This is a genomic window from Enterobacter cloacae complex sp. Mu1197 (assembly GCF_040059225.1).
Classification (GTDB): domain Bacteria; phylum Pseudomonadota; class Gammaproteobacteria; order Enterobacterales; family Enterobacteriaceae; genus Enterobacter; species Enterobacter quasiroggenkampii.
Genome location: NZ_CP157375.1, coordinates 3,262,968 through 3,286,134, shown reverse-complemented (window position 1 = coordinate 3,286,134; position 23,167 = coordinate 3,262,968). Strand labels below are relative to the sequence as shown.

The 23,167-nt window shown below is 55.1% G+C and carries 20 protein-coding genes; 17 read left to right on the top strand and 3 right to left on the bottom strand.

What is annotated here, in order from left to right; all coding sequences use genetic code 11:
• Positions 1-9 precede the first annotated feature (9 nt).
• Complete coding sequence (ackA, locus tag ABFV38_RS15380) at positions 10-1,212, bottom strand: acetate kinase (RefSeq protein ID WP_045334289.1); 1,203 nt, start codon at positions 1,210-1,212, stop codon at positions 10-12.
• 337 nt (positions 1,213-1,549) lie between these two features.
• On the opposite strand from ackA, the gene yfbV reads away from it, so the two are divergent.
• From yfbV to ABFV38_RS15360, 4 genes are all read left to right on the top strand, one after another.
• Positions 1,550-2,005, top strand: a complete 456-nt coding sequence (gene yfbV, locus ABFV38_RS15375; RefSeq protein ID WP_008502875.1) for a terminus macrodomain insulation protein YfbV — start codon at positions 1,550-1,552, stop codon at positions 2,003-2,005.
• A 91-nt stretch (positions 2,006-2,096) separates the two neighbouring features.
• Positions 2,097-2,591, top strand: coding sequence for a YfbU family protein (locus ABFV38_RS15370; RefSeq protein ID WP_008502874.1), 495 nt, complete (start codon positions 2,097-2,099; stop codon positions 2,589-2,591).
• Between the two features lie 11 nt (positions 2,592-2,602).
• Entirely contained in the window at positions 2,603-3,262 is a 660-nt protein-coding gene (locus ABFV38_RS15365) for a sugar phosphatase (protein ID WP_045908726.1), read from the top strand.
• 75 nt (positions 3,263-3,337) lie between these two features.
• Complete coding sequence (locus ABFV38_RS15360; RefSeq protein WP_023344589.1) at positions 3,338-5,170, top strand: SLC13 family permease; 1,833 nt, start codon at positions 3,338-3,340, stop codon at positions 5,168-5,170.
• 80 nt (positions 5,171-5,250) lie between these two features.
• On the opposite strand, the gene yfbR is transcribed toward ABFV38_RS15360, so the two are convergent.
• Complete coding sequence (gene yfbR, locus ABFV38_RS15355) at positions 5,251-5,850, bottom strand: 5'-deoxynucleotidase (RefSeq protein WP_008503531.1); 600 nt, start codon at positions 5,848-5,850, stop codon at positions 5,251-5,253.
• Positions 5,851-5,968: 118 nt separating this feature from the next.
• Positions 5,969-7,183: an alanine transaminase AlaA gene (gene alaA, locus ABFV38_RS15350; protein ID WP_008500204.1), complete on the bottom strand. Its 1,215-nt coding sequence runs from the start codon at positions 7,181-7,183 to the stop codon at positions 5,969-5,971.
• Positions 7,184-8,121: 938 nt separating this feature from the next.
• Between alaA and lrhA the strand changes: the two genes are divergently transcribed.
• The 13 genes from lrhA to nuoM all read left to right on the top strand — a co-directional run bounded on the left by lrhA (position 8,122) and on the right by nuoM (position 23,167).
• On the top strand, positions 8,122-9,060 hold the full coding sequence (lrhA, locus tag ABFV38_RS15345) for a transcriptional regulator LrhA (protein ID WP_021241557.1): 939 nt from the start codon (positions 8,122-8,124) through the stop codon (positions 9,058-9,060).
• A 630-nt stretch (positions 9,061-9,690) separates the two neighbouring features.
• Positions 9,691-10,131: an NADH-quinone oxidoreductase subunit NuoA gene (nuoA, locus tag ABFV38_RS15340; RefSeq protein WP_006176516.1), complete on the top strand. Its 441-nt coding sequence runs from the start codon at positions 9,691-9,693 to the stop codon at positions 10,129-10,131.
• A gap of 15 nt (positions 10,132-10,146) precedes the next feature.
• A complete protein-coding gene (nuoB, locus tag ABFV38_RS15335) occupies positions 10,147-10,821 on the top strand; it encodes an NADH-quinone oxidoreductase subunit NuoB (protein WP_003861482.1) in 675 nt (224 codons plus the stop codon).
• A gap of 89 nt (positions 10,822-10,910) precedes the next feature.
• Positions 10,911-12,713 carry an NADH-quinone oxidoreductase subunit C/D gene (nuoC, locus tag ABFV38_RS15330; RefSeq protein WP_023312537.1) on the top strand — a complete coding sequence of 601 codons (1,803 nt, stop codon included), beginning with the start codon at positions 10,911-10,913 and terminating at the stop codon, positions 12,711-12,713.
• Positions 12,714-12,715: 2 nt separating this feature from the next.
• Complete coding sequence (nuoE, locus tag ABFV38_RS15325) at positions 12,716-13,216, top strand: NADH-quinone oxidoreductase subunit NuoE (protein ID WP_008500208.1); 501 nt, start codon at positions 12,716-12,718, stop codon at positions 13,214-13,216.
• The gene (gene nuoF, locus ABFV38_RS15320; protein ID WP_008500209.1) at positions 13,213-14,550 is read left to right on the top strand and encodes an NADH-quinone oxidoreductase subunit NuoF; all 1,338 of its coding nucleotides are present in this window, start codon (positions 13,213-13,215) and stop codon (positions 14,548-14,550) included. The genes nuoE and nuoF overlap by 4 nt, the downstream gene beginning before the upstream one ends.
• Positions 14,551-14,605: 55 nt before the next feature.
• Complete coding sequence (gene nuoG / locus ABFV38_RS15315; RefSeq protein WP_021241554.1) at positions 14,606-17,329, top strand: NADH-quinone oxidoreductase subunit NuoG; 2,724 nt, start codon at positions 14,606-14,608, stop codon at positions 17,327-17,329.
• Complete coding sequence (gene nuoH / locus ABFV38_RS15310; RefSeq protein ID WP_008500211.1) at positions 17,326-18,303, top strand: NADH-quinone oxidoreductase subunit NuoH; 978 nt, start codon at positions 17,326-17,328, stop codon at positions 18,301-18,303. Before nuoG ends, nuoH begins: the two co-directional genes overlap by 4 nt.
• A 13-nt stretch (positions 18,304-18,316) precedes the next feature.
• The gene (nuoI, locus tag ABFV38_RS15305) at positions 18,317-18,859 is read left to right on the top strand and encodes an NADH-quinone oxidoreductase subunit NuoI (protein WP_003861491.1); all 543 of its coding nucleotides are present in this window, start codon (positions 18,317-18,319) and stop codon (positions 18,857-18,859) included.
• A gap of 10 nt (positions 18,860-18,869) precedes the next feature.
• Positions 18,870-19,424 carry an NADH-quinone oxidoreductase subunit J gene (gene nuoJ / locus ABFV38_RS15300; protein ID WP_008500212.1) on the top strand — a complete coding sequence of 185 codons (555 nt, stop codon included), beginning with the start codon at positions 18,870-18,872 and terminating at the stop codon, positions 19,422-19,424.
• Positions 19,421-19,723, top strand: coding sequence for an NADH-quinone oxidoreductase subunit NuoK (gene nuoK, locus ABFV38_RS15295; protein ID WP_003861496.1), 303 nt, complete (start codon positions 19,421-19,423; stop codon positions 19,721-19,723). Before nuoJ ends, nuoK begins: the two co-directional genes overlap by 4 nt.
• Positions 19,720-21,561 (top strand): NADH-quinone oxidoreductase subunit L, encoded by a 1,842-nt coding sequence (nuoL, locus tag ABFV38_RS15290; protein WP_023325763.1) that lies wholly within the window; start codon positions 19,720-19,722, stop codon positions 21,559-21,561. The genes nuoK and nuoL overlap by 4 nt, the downstream gene beginning before the upstream one ends.
• Before the next feature lie 76 nt (positions 21,562-21,637).
• Positions 21,638-23,167, top strand: coding sequence for an NADH-quinone oxidoreductase subunit M (gene nuoM, locus ABFV38_RS15285; RefSeq protein WP_008500214.1), 1,530 nt, complete (start codon positions 21,638-21,640; stop codon positions 23,165-23,167).

Genomic DNA, 23,167 nt, shown 5'->3' with positions numbered 1-23,167 from the left:
GGTGTGGAATCAGGCAGTCAGGCGGTGCGCGTCTTGCGCGATGACCAGTTCTTCGTTAGTTGGGATAACGAGAGCAGGGCGGGTGCCTTCTTTGTTGATGAAGCCAGACTTGCCGAAGCGGGCAGCCAGGTTACGCTCGTGATCAACCTCGAAGCCCAGAACGCCCAGTTTGCCCAGGGACAGTTCACGAACCATTGCCGCGTTCTCACCGATACCACCGGTGAAGATAACCGCGTCCAGACGGCCTTCCATCAGCGCAGTGTAAGAGCCGATGTATTTCGCCAGACGGTGGCAGTAAACGTCCATTGCACGTTTAGCGTCTTCTTTCTCTGCGTAGTTGTCTTCAACGTAACGGCAGTCGCTGGTGACTTCGGTCAGACCCAGCAGGCCAGACTCTTTGGTCAGCATTTTGTTGATCTGGTCAACGCTCATGCCCAGGGTGTCGTGCAGGTGGAAGATGATCGCCGGGTCGATGTCACCGGAACGGGTACCCATCACCAGACCTTCCAGCGGGGTCAGACCCATGGACGTATCAACACATTTACCATTGCGGATAGCCGATACAGAACCACCGTTGCCCAGGTGGCAGGTGATGATGTTCAGCTCTTCAACCGGCTTGTTCAGCACTTTTGCCGCTTCCTGAGTCACATAGAAGTGGCTGGTGCCGTGCGCGCCGTAACGACGTACGCCGTGCTCTTTGTACAGGCTGTATGGCAGGGCATAGAGGTAAGACTCTTCCGGCATGGTCTGATGGAACGCGGTGTCGAATACGGCCACGTTTTTGTCTTTCAGATTCGGGAAGGATTTCAGCGCTTCAGCGATACCGATCAGGTGAGCCGGGTTGTGCAGCGGTGCGAAAGAGGCAGAGTCTTTGATGCCCTGGATCACAGAGTCGTCGATCACGACGGAGCTGGTGTATTTTTCGCCGCCGTGGACGATACGGTGACCAATCGCAGTCAGCTGAGCAGACAGTTCTGGTTTTTGTGCCAGAATAGTGTTAACGATAAAGTTCAGCGCTTCACTGTGAGCGGCGCCTGCACCTAAAGCCGCTTCTTGTTTGCTGCCGTCCATCTTCCACTTGATACGTGCTTCAGGCAGATGGAAACATTCGGCCAAACCAGAGAGGTATTCGTCACCGTTGAGCGCATCGATGATGGCGAATTTCAGTGAGGAGCTACCGCAGTTCAGAACCAGTACTAACTTACTCGACATGGAAGTACCTATTATTGATACGTGGCTAAAAAAACGTCAGTGAGTCTAACAGCGTAACGCATGATGACTCGGACATTTATGATTAACATCATGCCAAACGAACATTGTGGCATGATGGAAGAAATAACTATGATTTTATGCCATTTTGCACAATTTTCAGCCAATGGCATAATATGCAATAATTTGACGAGCTAATGATTCTCGTCTATGGCCCTATCAGGCTGGCACAGGATACCCGATACGGGGTAGAGATGACAAAATATTTTGAACGTTGTCATAGCTTGTTGTGGTTTTGCACGAAAATTTTAATTTTTATATGTGAAGTTGAGGTACAGCCATGTCGACACCAGAGAACCCGTCCGTAAATTTCTTCAGTCTGTTTCGTCGGGGACAGCATTACGCAAAGACGTGGCCAATGGAAAAGCGCCTTGCGCCGATGTTTATTGAGAATCGCACCATCCGCGCCACGCGCTATGCGATTCGCTTTATGCCGCCTGTCGCTATCTTTACGCTGTGCTGGCAGATTGCGCTGGGTGGGCAGCTTGGACCTGCCGTTGCCACGGCGCTCTTCGCATTAAGCCTGCCGATGCAGGGCCTGTGGTGGTTAGGTAAACGGTCCATCACGCCACTTCCTCCTTCTATTTTACACTGGTTTTATGAAGTGCGCGGTAAGCTGGAAGAGGCCGGTCAGGCGCTCGCCCCGGTGGAAGGCAAGCCGGATTACCAGGCGCTGGCGGACACGTTAAAGCGTGCTTTTAAGCAACTGGATAAAACATTCCTCGATGATTTGTGATTGATCATCGAAACGACGACGAAAAGAGGGCACAGTAACAATCAGTTACCGTGTCTTTTTTTTAAGTGCAATGCGCTACAGGAGTCGAAAGATGGAAATGACCCATGCTCAACGTCTGATTTTGTCCAACCAGTACAAGATGATGACTATGCTTGATCCCGACAACGCTGCGCGCTACAGCCGCCTGCAAACCATCGTCGAACGCGGCTTTGGTCTGCAAATGCGCGAACTGGACCGCGAGTTTGGCGAGCTGAAAGAAGAAACCTGTCGCATCGTGATCGACATTATGGAGATGTATCACGCCCTGCACGTCTCCTGGACAAATCTCAAAGATCAACAGTCCATTGACGAGCGTCGCGTCACTTTCTTAGGCTTTGATGCCGCAACGGAAGCGCGTTATCTGAGCTATGTTCGCTTTATGGTGAATACGGAAGGGCGTTATACCCACTTTGACGCGGGTACCCACGGCTTCAACGCGCAGACCCCGATGTGGGATAAATATCAGCGCATGCTGAGCGCGTGGCATGCCTGCCCGCGTCAGTACCATTTAAGCAGCAACGAAATTCAACAAATCATTAATGCCTGACGGAGGTGCGTGTGCAGTGTAGAGGTTTTCTGTTTGATCTGGACGGTACGCTGGTGGATTCGCTGCCGGTTGTGGAACGTTCCTGGTGCCATTGGGCTGACAGACATGGCATCGACCATCAGGACGTGCTGAATTTTATCCATGGCAAACAGGCCATCACCTCGCTACGGCACTTCCTGGCCGGACGCTCTGAGGACGACATTCAGGCGGAGTTCAAATACCTGGAACACATTGAAGCCACCGATACGGACGGCATCACCGCGTTACCGGGCGCGCGCGAACTGCTTGAACATCTGAACGAGGCGCAGATCCCGTGGGCTATCGTCACCTCCGGTTCCGTGCCGGTTGCCCACGCCCGACACAAGGCGGCAGGGTTGCCGACGCCGGACGTGTTTATCACGGCGGAGCGCGTGAAGCGGGGTAAACCGGAGCCTGACGCATTTTTACTGGGCGCTGAACTGCTGGGCCTCGATCCTGCAGAGTGCGTGGTGGTGGAAGATGCGGCGGCTGGCGTACTGGCCGGGTTGAACGCAGGGAGCCACGTCATCGCCGTTAACGTTCCGGCCGGTTCTCCCCGCCTGGAGGAGGCAGATTTAGTGCTGGATTCCCTGACGGCATTGTCTGTTTCAAAAGCCTCTGACGGAGTTGTAACCGTCTCGCTAAAAGTGTAATCCCATGATATGGCCCCACATTGCTGGGGCTTTTTTATGGCAAAATTCCTCATCTTCCACTGACAAGGATAGGTTGTGAACGGTGAACTGATTTGGGTCCTGAGCCTGCTTTTAATCGCCATCATTCTTTTTGCCACGGGCAAGGTACGCATGGACGCCGTCGCCCTGTTTGTCATCGTCGCGTTTGTGTTGAGCGGAACGCTGACGCTGCCGGAAGCCTTCTCCGGATTTAGCGATCCCAACGTTATCCTGATTGCTGCCCTGTTTATCATCGGGGATGGGCTGGTGCGCACCGGCGTGGCGACCATCATGGGGTCGTGGCTGGTGAAGGTGGCGGGCAGCAGCGAAACCAAGATGTTGATCTACCTGATGGTGACCGTCGCCGGGCTGGGGGCGTTTATGAGCTCCACGGGCGTGGTCGCCATCTTTATCCCGGTGGTGTTGAGTGTTTCCATGCGGATGCAGAGCTCGCCGTCGCGCCTGATGATGCCCCTGAGTTTTGCCGGTTTGATCAGCGGGATGATGACGCTGGTGGCAACGCCGCCGAACCTGGTTGTTAACAGCGAACTGATCCGGGAAGGATTTGAGGGCTTCAGCTTTTTCAGCGTCACCCCGCTTGGGCTGGTCATTCTGGTCATGGGCGTGGTCTATATGCTGCTGACCAGGTTCGCCCTGAAGGGTGAAAAACAGGACAAAAACAAAGAAGGATGGAAGCGACGCACCTTCCGCGATTTGATTAAGGAGTACCGCCTTACCGGGCGCGCGCGCCGTCTGGCTATTCGCCCCGGCTCGCCGATGGTGGGACAGAGGCTGGATGACCTGAAGTTGCGTGAGCGCTATGGCGCGAATGTGATCGGCGTAGAGCGCTGGCGACGGTTTCGTCGGGTGATCGTCAACGTCAACGGGGTGTCGGAATTCCGCGCCCGTGACGTCCTGCTGATTGATATGTCCACCGCGGATGTGGACCTGCGCGAGTTCTGCAGCGAACAGCTGCTGGAGCCGATGGTGCTACGCGGGGAGTATTTCTCCGATCAGGCGCTGGATGTCGGCATGGCCGAGGTGTCGCTGATCCCGGAGTCGGAACTGTTGGGTAAAACCGTGCGGGAGATGGGGTTCCGTACCCGCTATGGCCTGAACGTCGTGGGCCTGAAGCGCGATGGCGTGGCGATGGAAGGGGCAGTGGTGGATGAGCCGATCCTGCTGGGCGATATCTTTCTCGTCGTCGGTAACTGGAAGCTCATTAGCCAGCTCGGACAAAAAGGGCGTGATTTTGTGGTGCTCAACATGCCTGTTGAGGAGAGCGATGCATCGCCAGCACACAGCCAGGCGCCACACGCGATTTTTTGTCTGGTGCTGATGGTGGCGCTGATGCTGACCGATGAGATCCCCAATCCGGTCGCTGCAATTATCGCCTGCCTGTTGATGGGCAAATTCCGCTGCATTGACGCCGAAAGCGCCTATAAAGCCATTCACTGGCCGAGCATCATTCTCATTGTCGGGATGATGCCCTTCGCCCTGGCGCTGCAAAAAACCGGCGGGGTGGATCTGATCGTTAAAGGCTTAATGGACGTGGGCGGCGGGTATGGGCCGTACATGATGATGGTCTGCCTGTTTATCATGTGCGCCACCATCGGCCTGTTTATCTCGAACACCGCGACGGCGGTACTGATGGCGCCTATCGCGCTGGCGATGGCGAAGTCCATGGGCGTGTCGCCGTATCCGTTTGCGATGATGGTGGCGATGGCCGCATCCGCGGCATTTATGACGCCGGTCTCTTCACCGGTGAACACGCTGGTGCTGGGACCGGGGAACTATCGATTCAGCGATTTCGTGAAGCTGGGCGTGCCGTTCACCGTGCTGGTGATGGTGGTGTGCGTGGTACTGATACCGGTCCTGTTTCCGTTCTGAGCATTTTGCCGGGTGGCGGCTACGCCTTACCCGGCCTACAACCCCGTAGGCCCTGCAAGCGCAGCGCCGCTGGGCGAAAATCAGAGTGGCGAATCCTGGCTGATCTCATCCAGCGATAAATGGAAGCTCGGTACAAACACCTGCATAAAGTAATCCATCTCTTCGCTGCGGCGGGATTCCAGCGTTTTTTCCAGGCGCGTTTTCGCCAGCAGGAATTCGTTATTCCCTGCGGACAACTCTTCGAGACACTTCAGATAGGCACACAGCGCGTCGGCCTGTTTGACCAGCGACTTTTCATCTTCCGTGTACTGATGCTCGTTGATAAGCGGCTCGAAGATATCACGCAGTTCTTCGGGCACCATCTCAATCAGCTTCTGCTGGGCAATTTTCTCGATGGCCTTATATTCCTGCGCAATTTGCGAGTTGAAATATTTCACCGGCGTAGGCAGATCGCCGGTCAGCACTTCTGACGCATCGTGGTACATCGCCAGCAGGGCGATGCGCTCTGGATTGACCTGACCGTTGAATTTGCGGTTTTTAATGGCGGCCAGCGCGTGAGCGACCATCGCAACCTGCAGGCTGTGCTCTGACACATTTTCCGTGCGAACATTGCGCATCAGCGGCCAGCGGTTGATGAGTTTCAGGCGGGAGAGGTGGGCAAAGAAATGACTCTGACTCATAGGTTACCTTTTGTCTTCACTGCGACAGGCGTTCATTGTGCGGGGAGGGGAGGCAAGATGCAAATTTGCGGATTGTGTAGGCCGGGTAAGCGAAGCGCCACCCGGCCGAAAGGCAATGTTACTGATGGTATCCGGAGAGGAAGCGCCCGAAGCGGCTGATGGCCATTTCGAGGTCATCTTCGCGCGGCAGCGTCACGATACGCACGTGATCCGGCCACGGCCAGTTAAAAGCCGTCCCCTGAACCAGCAGCACTTTTTCCTGCAGCAGGAAATCGAGCACCATTTTCTGGTCGTCGTGAATATTGAAGCGCTTCGCGTCAATTTTCGGGAACATATAGAGCGCCCCGTTCGGCTTCACGCAGGAGACGCCCGGGATATCGTTAATCAGTTCCCACGCGCGGTTACGCTGTTCGTACAGGCGACCACCGGGCACGATAAACTCGCTAATGCTCTGATAGCCGCCGAGCGCGGTCTGGATCGCGTGCTGTGCCGGAACGTTGGCGCATAAACGCATGGAGGCCAGCATCTCCAGCCCTTCAATATAGCCTTTGGCGTGTTTTTTCGGACCGTTTAACACCATCCAGCCCTGACGGAAACCGGCCACGCGGTAGGTTTTGGACAGGCCGTTAAAGGTGACGGTCAGCAGGTCCGGGGCCAGCGCGGCGATGGAGTGGTGCTGCGCCGCGTCGTACAGGATCTTGTCGTAAATTTCGTCGGCGAAGATGATCAGGTTGTGCTGACGCGCCAGCTCGACGATCTCCATCAGCAGCTCTTTTGAGTAGACCGCGCCCGTCGGGTTGTTCGGGTTAATAATGACGATACCGCGCGTGCGGGGCGTAATTTTTGCGCGAATATCGTCCAGGTCCGGGAACCAGTCAGAGGATTCGTCGCACAGATAGTGCACCGCTTTACCACTGGACAGCGACACGGCAGCCGTCCACAGCGGATAGTCCGGCGCAGGGACCAGCATTTCGTCCCCGCTGTTCAGCAGGGCCTGCATGGCTTGCACAATCAGTTCGGAGACGCCGTTGCCGATATAGATATCTTCAACGGTAACATCGCGCATACCACGTGCCTGGTAGTGCTGCATGATGGCTTTACGTGCGGAGTAAAGTCCTTTTGAATCGCAATAGCCTTGTGCAGTGGGAAGGTTGCGGATCACATCAACCAGAATTTCATCCGGCGCTTCAAAACCAAATGGCGCAGGGTTACCAATGTTGAGTTTCAGAACCTTGTTGCCCTCTTCTTCAAGGCGTTTTGCCTCTTTCAGAACCGGGCCGCGGATGTCATAACAGACGTTATCTAGCTTGCTGGATTTTTCGATAGGGGACATGAACCTTTAACCTTTTCGCTATTATTGCCGCTCCCTGCCGTGGAAGTCAGCACGGAATAATGTACTCCCCCCTCGCTTCGTTTTGAAGGGTGTGCAGTAGAAGATTTTGTGCGGGGTGCAAATTTTTGATGAATCTTTTTCGCTGCGGGTACGCTTTTTCACTGTCTTAAAGTTGTGCGCATCGCGAGAGCTTAGGTTAAATGTGCTATTCATTTACCAAAATACTGTATAATGTGCTGTTAAAAATAAGTGGTGAGCTTGACAGCGGTGGCAGTCACCCTGAGTGACTTTTCGTAAAACCTGAATGCTTGATACCTGTTTCTGTAATAGCATACTGTGGATAAAAGTTACCCATGTGAAATTAATGTTAAGTGCCATTAATGAATGGTCTTAATCTAAATTAAAATTTATTTATTATTAACCTATAAAATGCAACTTTAGTTAATTTTAATAAAATTAGTTTAGAAGCTTAACATTCTTCTTTAATCCTTAATATTGCAATAAGACTTATAAATAAAGTGGATTTGGGTTAAGATGTCTTCCAGGAAAGCAGAGGGCAGATGCACGTTTTTTGTATATCTGACCCTGATTTTCCGAATTAATTGATTGTTATTGTTAGAGTTATCTCTGGCTGGAATGTGTCGCACATCTCCTGCTACGTTGACAGCGCTGCGATACAGATGGCAGAAAAGGTGTTATACCTTTAATGTAATTTACATAAACCTGCGAACATCTAAATATCCTGAACGTTTAAGAGAATAAAAATATCGTCATGAAACGTGCTTTCTGACTGTTGATATAAAGCAGCACAATAACTATCTGTCAGGCAGTCTGCCGGGCCGGGATGCGAGGGAAAATCTTCAGAGGGAATTGCTTAACTGTACACACACAGCTTCAACCCGGGCAGCTCCGCACGAGCAACCTGAAAGTGAATAGATATGATAAATGCAAATCGTCCGATAATGAATCTCGACCTCGATCTGCTGAGAACGTTTGTTGCGGTCGCCGATCTCAACACTTTTGCAGCAGCTGCTGCCGCCGTTTGCCGAACTCAGTCCGCCGTCAGCCAGCAAATGCAGCGGCTGGAGCAACTGGTTGGTAAAGAGCTTTTTGCCCGTCACGGGCGTAATAAGCTCTTAACGGAACACGGTATTCAGCTTCTGGGTTATGCCAGGAAAATTCTTCGCTTTAATGATGAAGCATGTATGTCATTAATGTTTAGCAACCTTCAGGGCGTGCTAACGTTAGGTGCATCTGATGAGTCGGCGGATACTATATTGCCGTTTCTTCTCAATCGTATTAGTTCGGTTTATCCGAAGCTTGCGCTGGACGTGAGCGTAAAGCGTAATGCTTTTATGGTTGAGATGTTAAATGAGAATAAAGTCGACCTGGTGGTCACCACGCATCGTCCCGGGCAGTTTGACTGTCTGACGCTGCGTACATCGCCTACGCACTGGTATTGCGCGGCCGAATACGTTCTGCAAAAAGGGGAGCCGGTGCCGCTGGTGTTGCTGGATGACCCGAGCCCGTTCCGCGATATGGTACTGACGGCGCTGAATGAGGCCAATATTCCGTGGCGTCTGGCGTATGTGGCATCCACGCTGCCAGCGGTGCGTGCCGCCGTGAAAGCCGGTCTGGGTGTCACCGCCCGTCCGGTAGAAATGATGAGCCCCGATCTGCGCGTTCTGGGCAAATCCGATGGCCTGCCTGCACTGCCGGATACGGAGTATCTGCTCTGCCACAATTCGTCCAGTCATAACGAACTGGCGAAGGTGGTGTTCGAGGCGATGGAAAACTACCATAACCCATGGCAGTTCGAGCGCGTTACCTCCGAAGGGGGGGATGACTCCCTGATCGTTGAAGGGGATTTTGAGTGATCGCCAGCTCAAAATTCTGGTAACAAAATGTAAGTGTAAAAAAAAGCCACTCGTGTGATTTTCACATGCAGTGGCTTTTTTTTAGCAAAAATACCCTCTTATGGTGCGTGGTTTTTAAGGATATTCTATATTTATCAATGAACTAAATGCTTTTGTCTAAAACTTGTCCGCTTTCCGTTCTAACGTCATCCACATCCCTCCTATGTTAAAAAAACAGGAAATATGTTGCCGTTTTCCAGGTTGAATTAACAAAAGCGTGTCGCAGATCAAGAAAATACTCCTATTTGGGGGGAGGAATCGTTGGCAAATCCTGTCAAAATAGGAGGGTTATTTTTTTTACTTCCGAAACGGACACGATTCAACAACATACATTTGACGGAAAGTCATGAACCCACCAGGGTTAAAGGGCACCAAATGTTAATGAGAATCGCTCGATGTAATTTAATGTGAAGAAACCTTTGTTAAAGTTGACAATAGGTTATAGAAAGGAGTAAAAAACCCCATCATTTTGCTGTCTACGTCTCATTTCTGACAGTTAGTGTAAGGTTATTTGTTCCTCCCCATGAATCGATGTGATGCCCATCTGCCAGCAAGAGCAGTGTCGTTGGTATCACTTTTGATGAGTAAGCAATGAGTATGTCAACATCCACAGAAGTCATCGCTCATCACTGGGCATTCGCAATCTTTCTTATTGTAGCCATTGGCCTGTGCTGCCTGATGTTAGTCGGCGGCTGGTTCCTGGGCGGTCGCGCCCGTGCAAGGCACAAAAACACACCTTTCGAATCAGGTATTGATTCAGTAGGTACCGCTCGCTTACGCCTGTCTGCCAAGTTTTATCTGGTAGCCATGTTCTTCGTCATCTTCGACGTGGAAGCGCTTTACCTTTTCGCATGGTCGACCTCCATTCGCGAAAGTGGTTGGGTGGGCTTTGTCGAGGCCGCAATTTTCATTTTAGTGCTACTGGCCGGTCTGGTTTATCTGGTGCGTATTGGCGCGCTTGACTGGACGCCTGCGCGTTCACGTCGTGAACACATCAACCCGGAAAACAGTATCTCTAATCGTCAGCAGTAACAGCGAGGCAATAAGATGGATTATACGCTCACCCGCATAGATCCTAACGGTGAGAATGACCGTTACCCCCTGCAAAAACAGGAGATCGTAACCGACCCCCTGGAGCAAGAAGTCAATAAAAGCGTGTACATGGGCAAACTCGAACATGCCATGCACGATATGGTCAACTGGGGTCGTAAGAACTCCATCTGGCCTTACAACTTTGGCCTTTCTTGCTGCTACGTTGAAATGGTGACGTCATTCACTGCGGTGCATGACGTTGCGCGTTTTGGGGCAGAGGTACTGCGTGCTTCTCCACGTCAGGCTGACCTGATGGTGGTAGCCGGTACCTGCTTTACCAAGATGGCACCTGTTATTCAGCGTCTTTATGACCAGATGCTGGAGCCAAAATGGGTTATCTCCATGGGTGCATGTGCTAACTCTGGCGGTATGTACGACATCTATTCCGTCGTACAGGGCGTAGATAAATTTATCCCAGTGGATGTGTACATCCCGGGTTGTCCGCCTCGTCCGGAAGCCTACATGCAGGCGCTGATGCTGCTGCAGGAGTCTATCGGTAAAGAACGTCGCCCACTGTCGTGGGTCGTTGGCGATCAGGGTGTGTATCGCGCGAACATGCAGTCTGAGCGCGAGCGTAAACGTGGTGAACGTATTGCCGTCACCAATCTGCGTACGCCTGACGAAATTTAATTTGCGCCTGTAGGCCTGGAGAACACCTTCGCATATCACTACTCAAATAGCGCGAAGCCAGGCTCAACAGTCACCACGGACCATTTGCAATGGTGAACAATATGACCGACTTAACCGCGCAAGAAGCCGCCTGGCAGACCCGGGATCATCTGGATGACCCAGTCATTGGCGAACTGCGCAACCGTTTTGGGCCGGATGCCTTTACTGTTCAGGCTACCCGCACCGGGGTACCCGTTGTTTGGGTGAAGCGTGAACAATTGCTGGAAGTTGTCGATTTCCTCAAGAAATTGCCAAAACCGTACGTCATGCTGTTTGACTTACACGGCATGGATGAACGTCTCAGAACGCACCGCCAGGGTCTCCCTGCTGCGGATTTTTCCGTTTTCTACCACCTGATCTCAATAGACCGTAATACGGATATCATGCTCAAGGTGGCATTGTCTGAAAACGACATGCATCTGCCGACGATCACCAAACTTTTCCCGAACGCCAACTGGTACGAGCGTGAAACCTGGGAAATGTTCGGCATGACCTTTGACGGCCACCCGCACCTGACGCGCATCATGATGCCGCAGACCTGGACCGGCCACCCGCTGCGTAAAGACTACCCGGCACGTGCCACCGAATTCGATCCGTTTGAGCTGACCAAAGCCAAGCAGGATCTGGAGATGGAAGCGCTGACCTTCAAACCGGAAGACTGGGGCATGAAGCGCGGTACCGACAACGAGGACTTCATGTTCCTCAACCTCGGTCCAAACCACCCGTCTGCGCACGGTGCATTCCGTATTATTCTTCAGCTCGACGGCGAAGAGATTGTCGACTGCGTGCCTGACATCGGTTATCACCACCGTGGTGCTGAGAAGATGGGCGAGCGTCAGTCCTGGCACAGCTACATTCCGTATACCGACCGTATCGAGTACCTCGGCGGCTGCGTCAACGAAATGCCATACGTGCTGGCCGTTGAGAAACTGGCGGGTATCGTTACGCCGGATCGCGTTAACGTGATTCGCGTCATGCTGTCAGAACTGTTCCGTATCAACAGCCACCTGCTGTACATCTCCACGTTCATTCAGGACGTCGGCGCGATGACCCCGGTCTTCTTCGCTTTTACCGACCGTCAGAAAATCTACGATCTGGTAGAAGCCATTACCGGTTTCCGTATGCACCCGGCCTGGTTCCGTATCGGCGGTGTGGCACACGATCTGCCGCGCGGCTGGGACCGTCTGCTGCGTGAATTCCTCGACTGGATGCCGAAACGTCTGGCGTCTTACGAGAAAGCCGCGCTGCGCAACACCATCCTGAAAGGCCGTTCCCAGGGCGTTGCTGCCTACGGCGCGAAAGAAGCGCTGGAGTGGGGGACGACAGGGGCAGGTCTGCGCGCAACCGGTATTGATTTCGACGTGCGTAAAGCCCGTCCTTACTCTGGCTACGAGAACTTCGACTTTGAAGTCCCGGTGGGCGGCGGCGTGTCCGACTGCTACACCCGCGTGATGCTGAAAGTGGAAGAGCTGCGCCAGAGTCTGCGCATCCTTGAGCAGTGCCTCAACAACATGCCGGAAGGCCCGTTCAAGGCGGATCACCCGCTGACGACGCCGCCGCCGAAAGAGCGCACGCTGCAACATATCGAAACCCTGATCACCCACTTCCTGCAGGTTTCCTGGGGTCCGGTCATGCCGGCGCAAGAATCCTTCCAGATGATTGAAGCGACCAAGGGTATTAACAGTTACTACCTGACCAGTGACGGCAGCACCATGAGCTACCGTACCCGCGTGCGTACGCCGAGCTTTGCGCACCTGCAGCAGATCCCGTCCGCCATCCGCGGCAGTCTGGTCTCCGACCTGATTGTGTATCTGGGTAGTATCGATTTTGTTATGTCAGATGTGGACCGCTAATTATGCACGAGAATCAACAACCACAAACCGAGGCTTTTGAGCTGAGTGAAGCAGAACGTGCCGCCATTGAGCACGAGATGCACCACTACGAAGACCCGCGTGCGGCGTCCATTGAAGCGCTGAAAATCGTACAGAAACAGCGTGGTTGGGTGCCGGATGGGGCGATCTATGCGATCGCGAAAGTGCTGGGTATTCCGGCAAGTGACGTAGAAGGCGTAGCCACGTTCTACAGCCAGATCTTCCGTCAGCCGGTAGGCCGCCATGTGATCCGCTACTGTGACAGCGTGGTCTGCCACATCACCGGTTATCAGGGCATTCAGGCTGCGATTGAGAAGAAGCTCAATATCAAGCCGGGCCAGACCACGTTCGATGGTCGCTTTACTCTGCTGCCAACCTGCTGCCTGGGTAACTGCGACAAGGGGCCGACCATGATGATTGATGAGGACACTCACAGTCATCTGACGCCGGAAGCGATTCCTGACCTGCTGGAGCAGTACAAATGAAAACTGTAATTCGTACTGCTGAGACGCATCCGCTGACCTGGCGTCTGCGTGATGACAAACAGCCGGTATGGCTCGACGAATATCAGAGCAAAAACGGCTATGCCGGTGCGCGTAAAGCCCTTGGCGGCATGGCGCCGGACGACATCGTTAACGCGGTAAAAGAGTCTGGCCTGAAAGGCCGCGGCGGCGCGGGCTTCTCCACTGGTCTGAAGTGGAGCCTGATGCCAAAAGACGAATCCATGAACATCCGTTACCTGCTGTGTAACGCCGATGAAATGGAGCCGGGCACCTATAAAGACCGCCTGCTGATGGAGCAGCTGCCGCACCTGCTGGTGGAAGGCATGCTGATCTCCGCGTTTGCGCTGAAAGCGTACCGTGGCTACATCTTCCTGCGCGGTGAGTACATCGAAGCAGCGGAAAACCTGCGTCGCGCGATTGCCGAAGCCACCGAAGCGGGCCTGCTGGGCAAAAACATCCTGGGCACCGGGTTTGACTTCGAACTGTTCGTGCACACCGGTGCCGGGCGTTACATCTGCGGTGAAGAGACCGCGCTGATTAACTCCCTGGAAGGCCGCCGCGCGAACCCGCGTTCCAAGCCACCGTTCCCGGCCAGCTCCGGCGTGTGGGGGAAACCGACCTGCGTAAACAACGTCGAAACCCTGTGTAACGTTCCGGCTATTCTCGCGAACGGCGTGGAGTGGTATCAGGGCATCTCCTCAAGCAAAGATGCCGGTACCAAGCTGATGGGCTTCTCCGGTCGCGTGAAAAATCCTGGCGTCTGGGAACTGCCGTTCGGTACCACCGCGCGCGAAATTCTTGAAGACTACGCCGGCGGCATGCGCGATGGCCTGAAATTCAAAGCCTGGCAGCCGGGTGGGGCAGGGACAGACTTCCTGACCGAAGCTCACCTTGACCTGCCGATGGAATTCGAAAGCATTGGTAAAGCAGGCAGCCGTCTGGGTACGGCGCTGGCGATGGCCGTCGACCACGAGATCGGCATGGTCTCGCTGGTGCGTAACCTGGAAGAGTTCTTCGCCCGTGAGTCCTGCGGCTGGTGTACACCGTGCCGTGATGGTCTGCCGTGGAGCGTGAAGATCCTGCGTGCAATCGAACGTGGCGAAGGCCAGCCTGGCGATATCGAAACACTTGAGCAACTGTGTCGATTCTTAGGCCCGGGTAAAACCTTCTGTGCCCACGCACCGGGTGCCGTCGAACCTCTGCAGAGCGCGATCAAATATTTCCGCGACGAGTTCGAAGCAGGCATCAAGCAGCCGTTCAGCAATACCCATGCGATCAATGGGATTCAGCCGAACCTGCTTAAAGCGCGCTGGTAACGACAAGAATTTTGATTAACGCTCGGTTTCGACCGAGCCAACTGGAAGCATGCTAATGGCTACGATTCATGTAGACGGCAAAGAATACGAAGTCAACGGGGCGGACAACCTGCTGGAAGCTTGTCTGTCTCTTGGCCTCGATATTCCGTACTTTTGCTGGCATCCGGCGCTGGGCAGCGTCGGTGCTTGCCGCCAGTGTGCGGTGAAGCAATATCAAAACGCGGAAGACACGCGTGGTCGCCTGGTGATGTCCTGTATGACGCCAGCCACCGAAGGCACCTTTATTTCGATTGATGACGAAGAAGCCAAACAGTTCCGCGAAAGCGTGGTGGAGTGGTTGATGACCAACCACCCGCACGACTGTCCGGTTTGTGAAGAGGGCGGTAACTGCCACCTTCAGGATATGACCGTGATGACCGGTCACAGCTTCCGTCGCTATCGCTTTACCAAGCGTACCCACCGTAACCAGGATCTGGGGCCGTTCATCTCTCACGAAATGAACCGCTGCATCGCCTGCTACCGCTGCGTGCGTTACTACAAAGACTATGCAGACGGTCAGGATCTGGGCGTGTATGGCGCGCATGACAACGTCTACTTCGGTCGTCCGGAAGACGGCGTGCTGGAGAGCGAATTCTCCGGTAACCTGGTAGAAATCTGCCCGACCGGCGTCTTCACGGATAAAACTCACTCCGAGCGTTACAACCGTAAATGGGACATGCAGTTTGCGCCAAGCATCTGCCAGCAGTGTTCCCTCGGCTGTAACACCAGCCCGGGTGAGCGCTACGGCGAACTGCGTCGTATCGAAAACCGCTACAACGGTACCGTTAACCACTACTTCCTGTGCGACCGCGGTCGTTTCGGCTATGGCTATGTGAACCTGAAAGACCGTCCGCGTCAGCCGGTTCAGCGCCGTGGCGACGATTTCATTACCCTGAACGCAGAACAGGCGATGCAGGGCGCGGCAGATATTCTGCGCCAGTCGAAGAAAGTGATCGGTATCGGTTCCCCGCGTGCCAGCATCGAAAGCAACTTCGCGCTGCGCGAGCTGGTCGGGGCGGAAAACTTCTATACCGGCATCGCCCAGGGCGAGCAGGAACGTCTGCAGCTGGTACTGAAAGTGCTGCGTGAAGGCGGTATCCATACCCCTGCGCTGCGCGAAATCGAATCCTATGATGCGGTCCTGGTGCTGGGTGAAGACCTGACCCAGACCGGCGCCCGCGCGGCTCTGGCGGTTCGTCAGGCGGTGAAGGGTAAAGCACGTGAAATGGCAGCGGCGCAAAAAGTGGCAGACTGGCAGATTGCGGCGATCCTGAACATCGGTCAGCGCGCGAAGCATCCTCTGTTTGTGACCAACGTCGACAATACCCGTCTGGACGATATCGCGGCGTGGACCTACTGCGCACCGGTTGAAGATCAGGCGCGTCTTGGTTTTGCCATTGCCCACGCACTGGACAACAACTCACCGGCCGTTGAGCTGGATCGCGACCTGCAAAACAAGGTTGACGTGATTGTTCAGGCCCTGGCCGGTGCGAAGAAACCGCTGATTATTTCCGGTACCAACGCCGGTAGCGCAGAGATCATTCAGGCCGCAGCCAACGTGGCCAAAGCCCTGAAAGGCCGCGGTGCTGACGTCGGTGTGACCATGATTGCCCGTGCGGTGAACAGCATTGGTCTGGGCATGATTGGTGGCGGCTCGCTGGAAGCTGCGTTAAGCGAACTGGAATCCGGTGCCGCTGACGCCGTGGTGGTGCTGGAAAACGACCTGCATCGTCATGCTTCTGCCGCTCGCGTTGACGCCGCGCTCTCCAAAGCGCCGCTGGTGATGGTGATTGACCATCAGCGCACCGCGATTATGGACAAAGCGCACCTGGTGCTCTCTGCGGCAAGCTTCGCAGAAAGCGACGGTACCGTTATCAACAACGAAGGCCGCGCGCAGCGTTTCTTCCAGGTTTATGACCCGTCTTACTACGACAGCAACACCGTGATGCTGGAAAGCTGGCGCTGGCTGCACTCCCTGCACAGCACTGTGCAGAGCCGTGAAGTGGACTGGACGCAGCTCGACCACGTTATCGACGCGGTGGTGGAAAAACTGCCTCAGCTGGCAGGCATTAAAGATGCCGCGCCTGAAGCGAGCTTCCGCATTCGCGGCCAGAAACTGGCGCGTGAACCGCACCGTTACAGCGGCCGTACCGCAATGCGCGCCAATATCAGCGTGCACGAACCGCGCCAGCCGCAGGATAAAGACACCATGTTCGCCTTCTCAATGGAAGGGAACAACCAGCCGTCTGCGCCGCGTTCGCAAATCCCGTTCGCATGGGCACCGGGCTGGAACTCCCCGCAGGCATGGAACAAGTTCCAGGCTGAAGTGGGCGGCTCCCTGCGCCACGGCGATCCGGGCGTGCGTCTGATTGAAGCTTCCGAAACCGGTCTGGACTTCTTCACCACCGTACCGGCGAGCTTCCAGGCGCAGGACGGTAGCTGGCGTATTGCGCCGTACTACCACCTGTTCGGTAGCGACGAGCTGTCCCAGCGTTCACCGGTCTTCCAGACCCGTATGCCGCAGCCGTACATCAAGCTTAACCCGGCGGATGCCGCGAAGCTTGGCGTTAACGCGGGTGCGAACATCGCCTTTAGCTATGACGGCCAGACCATCAGCCTGCCGCTGATTATTTCTGAAAGTCTGACAGCAGGGCAGGTCGGTCTGCCGATGGGTATGCCTGGCATCGCGCCGGTTCTGGCGGGTGCGCGTCTTGATAATCTGCAGGAGGCAAAAGCATGAGTTGGTTAACGCCGGATCTTATCGACATCCTGCTGAGCATTCTGAAAGCGATTGTTATCCTGCTGGTGGTGGTCACCTGCGGCGCGTTCATGAGCTTTGGTGAACGTCGTCTGCTCGGTCTGTTCCAGAACCGTTACGGACCGAACCGCGTGGGCTGGGGTGGTTCACTCCAGCTGGTCGCGGATATGATCAAGATGTTCTTTAAAGAGGACTGGATCCCTCGCTTCTCGGATCGCGTGATCTTTACTCTGGCACCGATGATCGCCTTCACCTCGCTGCTGCTGGCGTTTGCTATCGTGCCGGTCAGCCCAACCTGGGTGGTCGCTGACCTGAACATCGGCATTCTGTTCTTCCTGATGATGGCAGGCCTCGCGGTTTACGCGGTACTGTTCGCAGGCTGGTCCAGTAACAACAAATACTCGCTGCTGGGTGCGATGCGTGCTTCCGCGCAGACCCTGAGCTACGAAGTGTTCCTGGGTCTCTCCCTGATGGGCGTGGTGGCGCAGGCCGGTTCATTCAACATGACCGACATCGTCAACAACCAGGCCGACATCTGGAACGTTATTCCGCAGTTCTTTGGGTTTATTACCTTTGCCATCGCGGGCGTGGCGGTGTGTCACCGTCACCCGTTTGACCAGCCAGAGGCCGAACAGGAACTGGCCGACGGTTACCACATCGAATATTCCGGTATGAAATTCGGTCTGTTCTTCGTGGGCGAGTACATCGGTATTGTCACCATTTCCGCGTTGATGGTAACGCTGTTCTTTGGTGGCTGGCATGGCCCGTTCTTACCGCCGTTCATCTGGTTCGCGCTGAAAACCGCGTTCTTCATGATGATGTTCATTTTGATTCGCGCAGCGTTACCGCGTCCGCGTTATGACCAGGTAATGTCCTTCGGCTGGAAAGTGTGCCTGCCGCTGACGCTCGTCAACTTGTTGGTAACGGCCGCTGTCATTCTCTGGCAGCAGCCATAAGGGGCAATAGACCATGACCTTAAAAGAATTACTGGTAGGCTTCGGTACCCAGGTACGCAGTATCTGGATGATCGGCCTGCATGCGTTTGCCAAACGCGAAACCCGGATGTACCCGGAAGAGCCGGTATATCTGCCGCCGCGCTACCGTGGCCGTATCGTGCTGACGCGCGACCCGGATGGTTCCGAGCGCTGCGTTGCCTGTAACCTGTGTGCGGTAGCGTGCCCGGTCGGCTGTATCTCTCTGCAAAAAGCCGAGACGGTAGACGGCCGCTGGTACCCTGAGTTTTTCCGCATCAACTTCTCACGCTGCATCTTCTGCGGTCTGTGTGAAGAAGCGTGCCCAACCACGGCGATTCAGCTGACTCCAGACTTCGAGCTGGGTGAGTACAAGCGTCAGGACCTGGTGTACGAGAAAGAGGATCTGCTGATTTCCGGTCCGGGCAAATACCCGGAATATAACTTCTACCGGATGGCGGGTATGGCAATCGACGGCAAAGATAAGGGCGAAGCAGAGAACGAAGCTAAGCCTATCGACGTCAAGAGCCTGTTACCTTAAGGAGAGGGCAATGGAATTCGCTTTTTATATCTGTGGCCTTATCGCCATCCTGGCTACGCTGCGAGTGATCACGCACACCAATCCGGTGCATGCGCTGCTGTACTTAATCATCTCGCTGCTGGCCATTTCCGGGGTGTTCTTCGCACTGGGCGCGCACTTCGCCGGTGCGCTGGAAATCATCGTCTACGCCGGGGCCATCATGGTGCTGTTCGTGTTCGTGGTGATGATGCTGAACCTGGGCGGCTCTGAAATTGAGCAGGAACGTCAGTGGTTAAAACCGCAGGTGTGGATCGGCCCGGCAATTTTGTCGGCCATCATGCTGGTGGTGATCGTTTACGCCATTCTGGGTGTTAACGATCAGGGCATCGACGGCACGCCGATTGGCGCGAAAGAGGTGGGTATCACGCTCTTTGGCCCATACGTTCTGGCAGTGGAACTGGCCTCAATGCTGCTGCTGGCAGGTCTGGTTGTGGCTTTCCACGTTGGCCGCGAAGAGCGTGCTGGCGAGGTGCTGAGCAACCGCACTGACGACCGCGCGAAAAGAAAAACGGAGGAGCGCGCATGATCCCCTTAACACATGGACTGATCCTCGCTGCGATTTTATTCGTTCTGGGTCTGACCGGTCTGGTTATCCGCCGCAATCTGCTGTTTATGCTGATCGGGCTGGAAATCATGATTAACGCCTCCGCGCTGGCCTTCGTGGTCGCCGGAAGCTACTGGGGCCAGACCGATGGTCAGGTGATGTACATTCTCGCCATCAGCCTCGCGGCTGCCGAAGCGAGTATTGGCCTGGCGCTGTTGCTGCAGCTCCATCGTCGCCGCCAGAATCTGAACATCGATTCAGTAAGTGAGTTGCGTGGATGAACATGCTTGCCTTAACCATTATTTTTCCGCTGATTGGCTTCGTGCTGCTGGCGTTTTCTCGCGGCCGCTGGTCTGAGAATCTGTCTGCAACCGTTGGCATGGGCTCTGTTGGCCTGGCCGCGCTGGTGACAGCGTATGCGGGTATCGACTTCTTTAACAACGGGCGTCAGCCTTTCAGCGTGCCGCTGTGGACCTGGATGTCAGTCGGTGATTTCAACATCGGTTTCAACCTGGTGCTGGATGGTCTCTCCCTGACCATGCTCTCCGTGGTTACTGGCGTCGGCTTCCTGATCCACATGTTCGCCTCCTGGTATATGCGCGGTGAAGAGGGTTACTCCCGCTTCTTCGCCTACACCAACCTGTTTATCGCCAGCATGGTGGTTCTGGTCCTGGCCGATAACCTGCTGCTGATGTATCTGGGCTGGGAAGGCGTGGGTCTGTGTTCTTACCTGCTGATCGGTTTCTACTATACCGATCCGAAGAATGGCGCAGCGGCCATGAAAGCGTTCGTCGTGACCCGCGTGGGTGATGTCTTCCTCGCTTTCGCGCTGTTCATTCTTTACAACGAACTGGGCACGCTGAACTTCCGCGAAATGGTGGAACTGGCGCCAGCGCACTTCGCCGCAGGCAACAACATGCTGTGGTGGGCAACGCTGATGCTGCTGGGTGGTGCCGTGGGTAAATCCGCGCAGCTGCCGTTGCAGACATGGCTGGCCGACGCGATGGCGGGTCCAACCCCTGTCTCCGCGCTGATCCACGCTGCGACCATGGTCACCGCCGGTGTCTACCTGATTGCGCGTACCCATGGCCTGTTCCTGATGACCCCGGAAATTCTGCATCTGGTGGGTATCGTCGGTGCGGTCACGCTGGTGCTGGCAGGCTTTGCCGCGCTGGTGCAGACCGACATCAAGCGCGTTCTCGCGTACTCAACCATGAGCCAGATTGGTTACATGTTCCTCGCGCTGGGCGTTCAGGCGTGGGACGCGGCCATTTTCCACCTGATGACGCACGCGTTCTTTAAAGCGCTGCTGTTCCTCTCATCCGGTTCGGTGATTCTGGCCTGCCATCACGAGCAGAACATCTTCAAAATGGGCGGACTGCGTAAGTCTATCCCGCTGGTCTATGTCTGCTTCCTGGTGGGCGGCGCGGCGCTGGCGGCACTGCCGCTGATCACCGCGGGCTTCTTCAGTAAGGACGAAATCCTTGCGGGTGCCATGGCGAATGGTCATATCAATCTGATGGTTGCGGGTCTGGTCGGTGCGTTCATGACCTCCCTGTATACCTTCCGTATGATTTTCATCGTATTCCACGGTAAAGAACAAATTCACGCTCACGCAGGGAAGGGGATTACCCATCACCTGCCGCTGATTGTGCTGCTGGTACTGTCCACCTTCGTTGGCGCGATGATTGTGCCTCCGCTGCAGGGCGTGCTGCCAGACACCACCGAGCTTGAGCACGGTCGCGTTCTGACGCTTGAAATCACCTCCGGTGTGGTCGCTATCGCGGGCATCCTGATTGCCGCATGGCTGTGGCTGGGTAAACGTACGCTGGTCACTGCCGTGGCCAACAGTGCGCCGGGCCGCCTGCTGGGCACCTGGTGGTACAACGCGTGGGGCTTCGACTGGCTGTACGACATGATCTTCGTTAAGCCGTTCCTGGGCATCGCGTGGCTGCTGAAGCGCGACCCGCTGAACAGCCTGATGAACATCCCGGCGATCCTTTCCCGCTTTGCAGGCAAAGGCCTGCTGTACAGCGAGAACGGTTACCTGCGCTGGTATGTGGCGTCCATGAGCATCGGTGCGGTTGTCGTGCTGGCGCTGCTGATGGTGTTGCGTTGATCGTTAAGTGAATTTTATTCGAATTCGTTGAAAATCAGGCCCCTGCTGGGGGCCTTAAAAAGGAATGTAAATCGCCATGTTACTACCCTGGCTAATATTAATTCCCTTCATCGGCGGCTTCCTGTGCTGGCAGACTGAACGCTTTGGCGTGAAGATGCCGCGCTGGATCGCGCTGATCACCATGGGATTGACGCTCGCGCTTGGCCTGCAACTGTGGTTGCAGGGCGGTTACTCACTGACCCAGTCTGCGGGCATTCCGCAGTGGCAGTCTGAGTTCATCCTGCCGTGGATCCCACGTTTCGGCATTACGATCCACCTGGCGATTGACGGTCTCTCACTGCTGATGGTGGTGTTGACCGGTCTGCTCGGCGTTCTGGCGGTACTCTGCTCCTGGCGTGAAATCGAAAAATACCAGGGCTTCTTCCACCTGAACCTGATGTGGATCCTGGGCGGCGTAATCGGCGTGTTCCTTGCCATCGACATGTTCCTGTTCTTCTTCTTCTGGGAGATGATGCTGGTTCCGATGTACTTCCTGATCGCGCTGTGGGGCCACAAGGCATCCGACGGTAAAACGCGTATCACGGCGGCAACCAAGTTCTTCATCTATACCCAGGCGAGTGGTCTGGTGATGTTGATTGCCATTCTGGCGCTGGTGTTTGTTCACCACAACGCGACCGGCACCTGGACCTTCAACTACGAAGACCTGCTGAAGACCCCAATGTCTCACGGCGTGGAATATCTGCTGATGCTGGGCTTCTTCATCGCCTTCGCGGTGAAAATGCCGGTGGTTCCGCTGCACGGCTGGCTGCCAGACGCGCACTCTCAGGCGCCAACGGCGGGTTCCGTTGACCTAGCGGGCATCTTGCTGAAAACGGCGGCCTACGGTCTGCTGCGTTTCGCTCTGCCGCTGTTCCCGAACGCCTCCGCAGAATTCGCACCGATTGCCATGTGGCTGGGTGTGATCGGTATCTTCTACGGTGCCTGGATGGCCTTCACGCAGTACGACATCAAGCGTCTGATTGCCTACACCTCCGTTTCCCACATGGGCTTCGTGCTGATTGCTATCTACACCGGCAGCCAGCTGGCGTACCAGGGTGCGGTGATCCAGATGATTGCGCACGGTCTGTCTGCAGCCGGTCTCTTCATCCTGTGTGGTCAGCTGTACGAACGTCTGCACACTCGCGACATGCGTATGATGGGCGGCCTGTGGAGCAAAATTAAGTGGCTGCCAGCGCTCTCCATGTTCTTCGCAGTGGCGACTCTGGGGATGCCGGGCACCGGTAACTTCGTCGGCGAATTTATGATTCTGTTCGGCAGCTTCAAAGTGGTACCGGTGATTACCGTGATCTCTACCTTTGGTCTGGTGTTCGCTTCCGTCTACTCGCTGGCGATGCTGCACCGCGCTTACTTCGGTAAAGCGAAGAGCGAAATTGCTGCACAAGAACTGCCGGGGATGTCGCTGCGTGAGTTGTTCATCATCCTGCTGCTGGTCGTACTGCTGGTGCTGCTGGGCTTCTTCCCGCAGCCGATTCTGGATACCTCGCACAGCGCGATGGGCAATATCCAGCAGTGGTTTGTTAATTCTGTTTCTACTACAAGGCCGTAA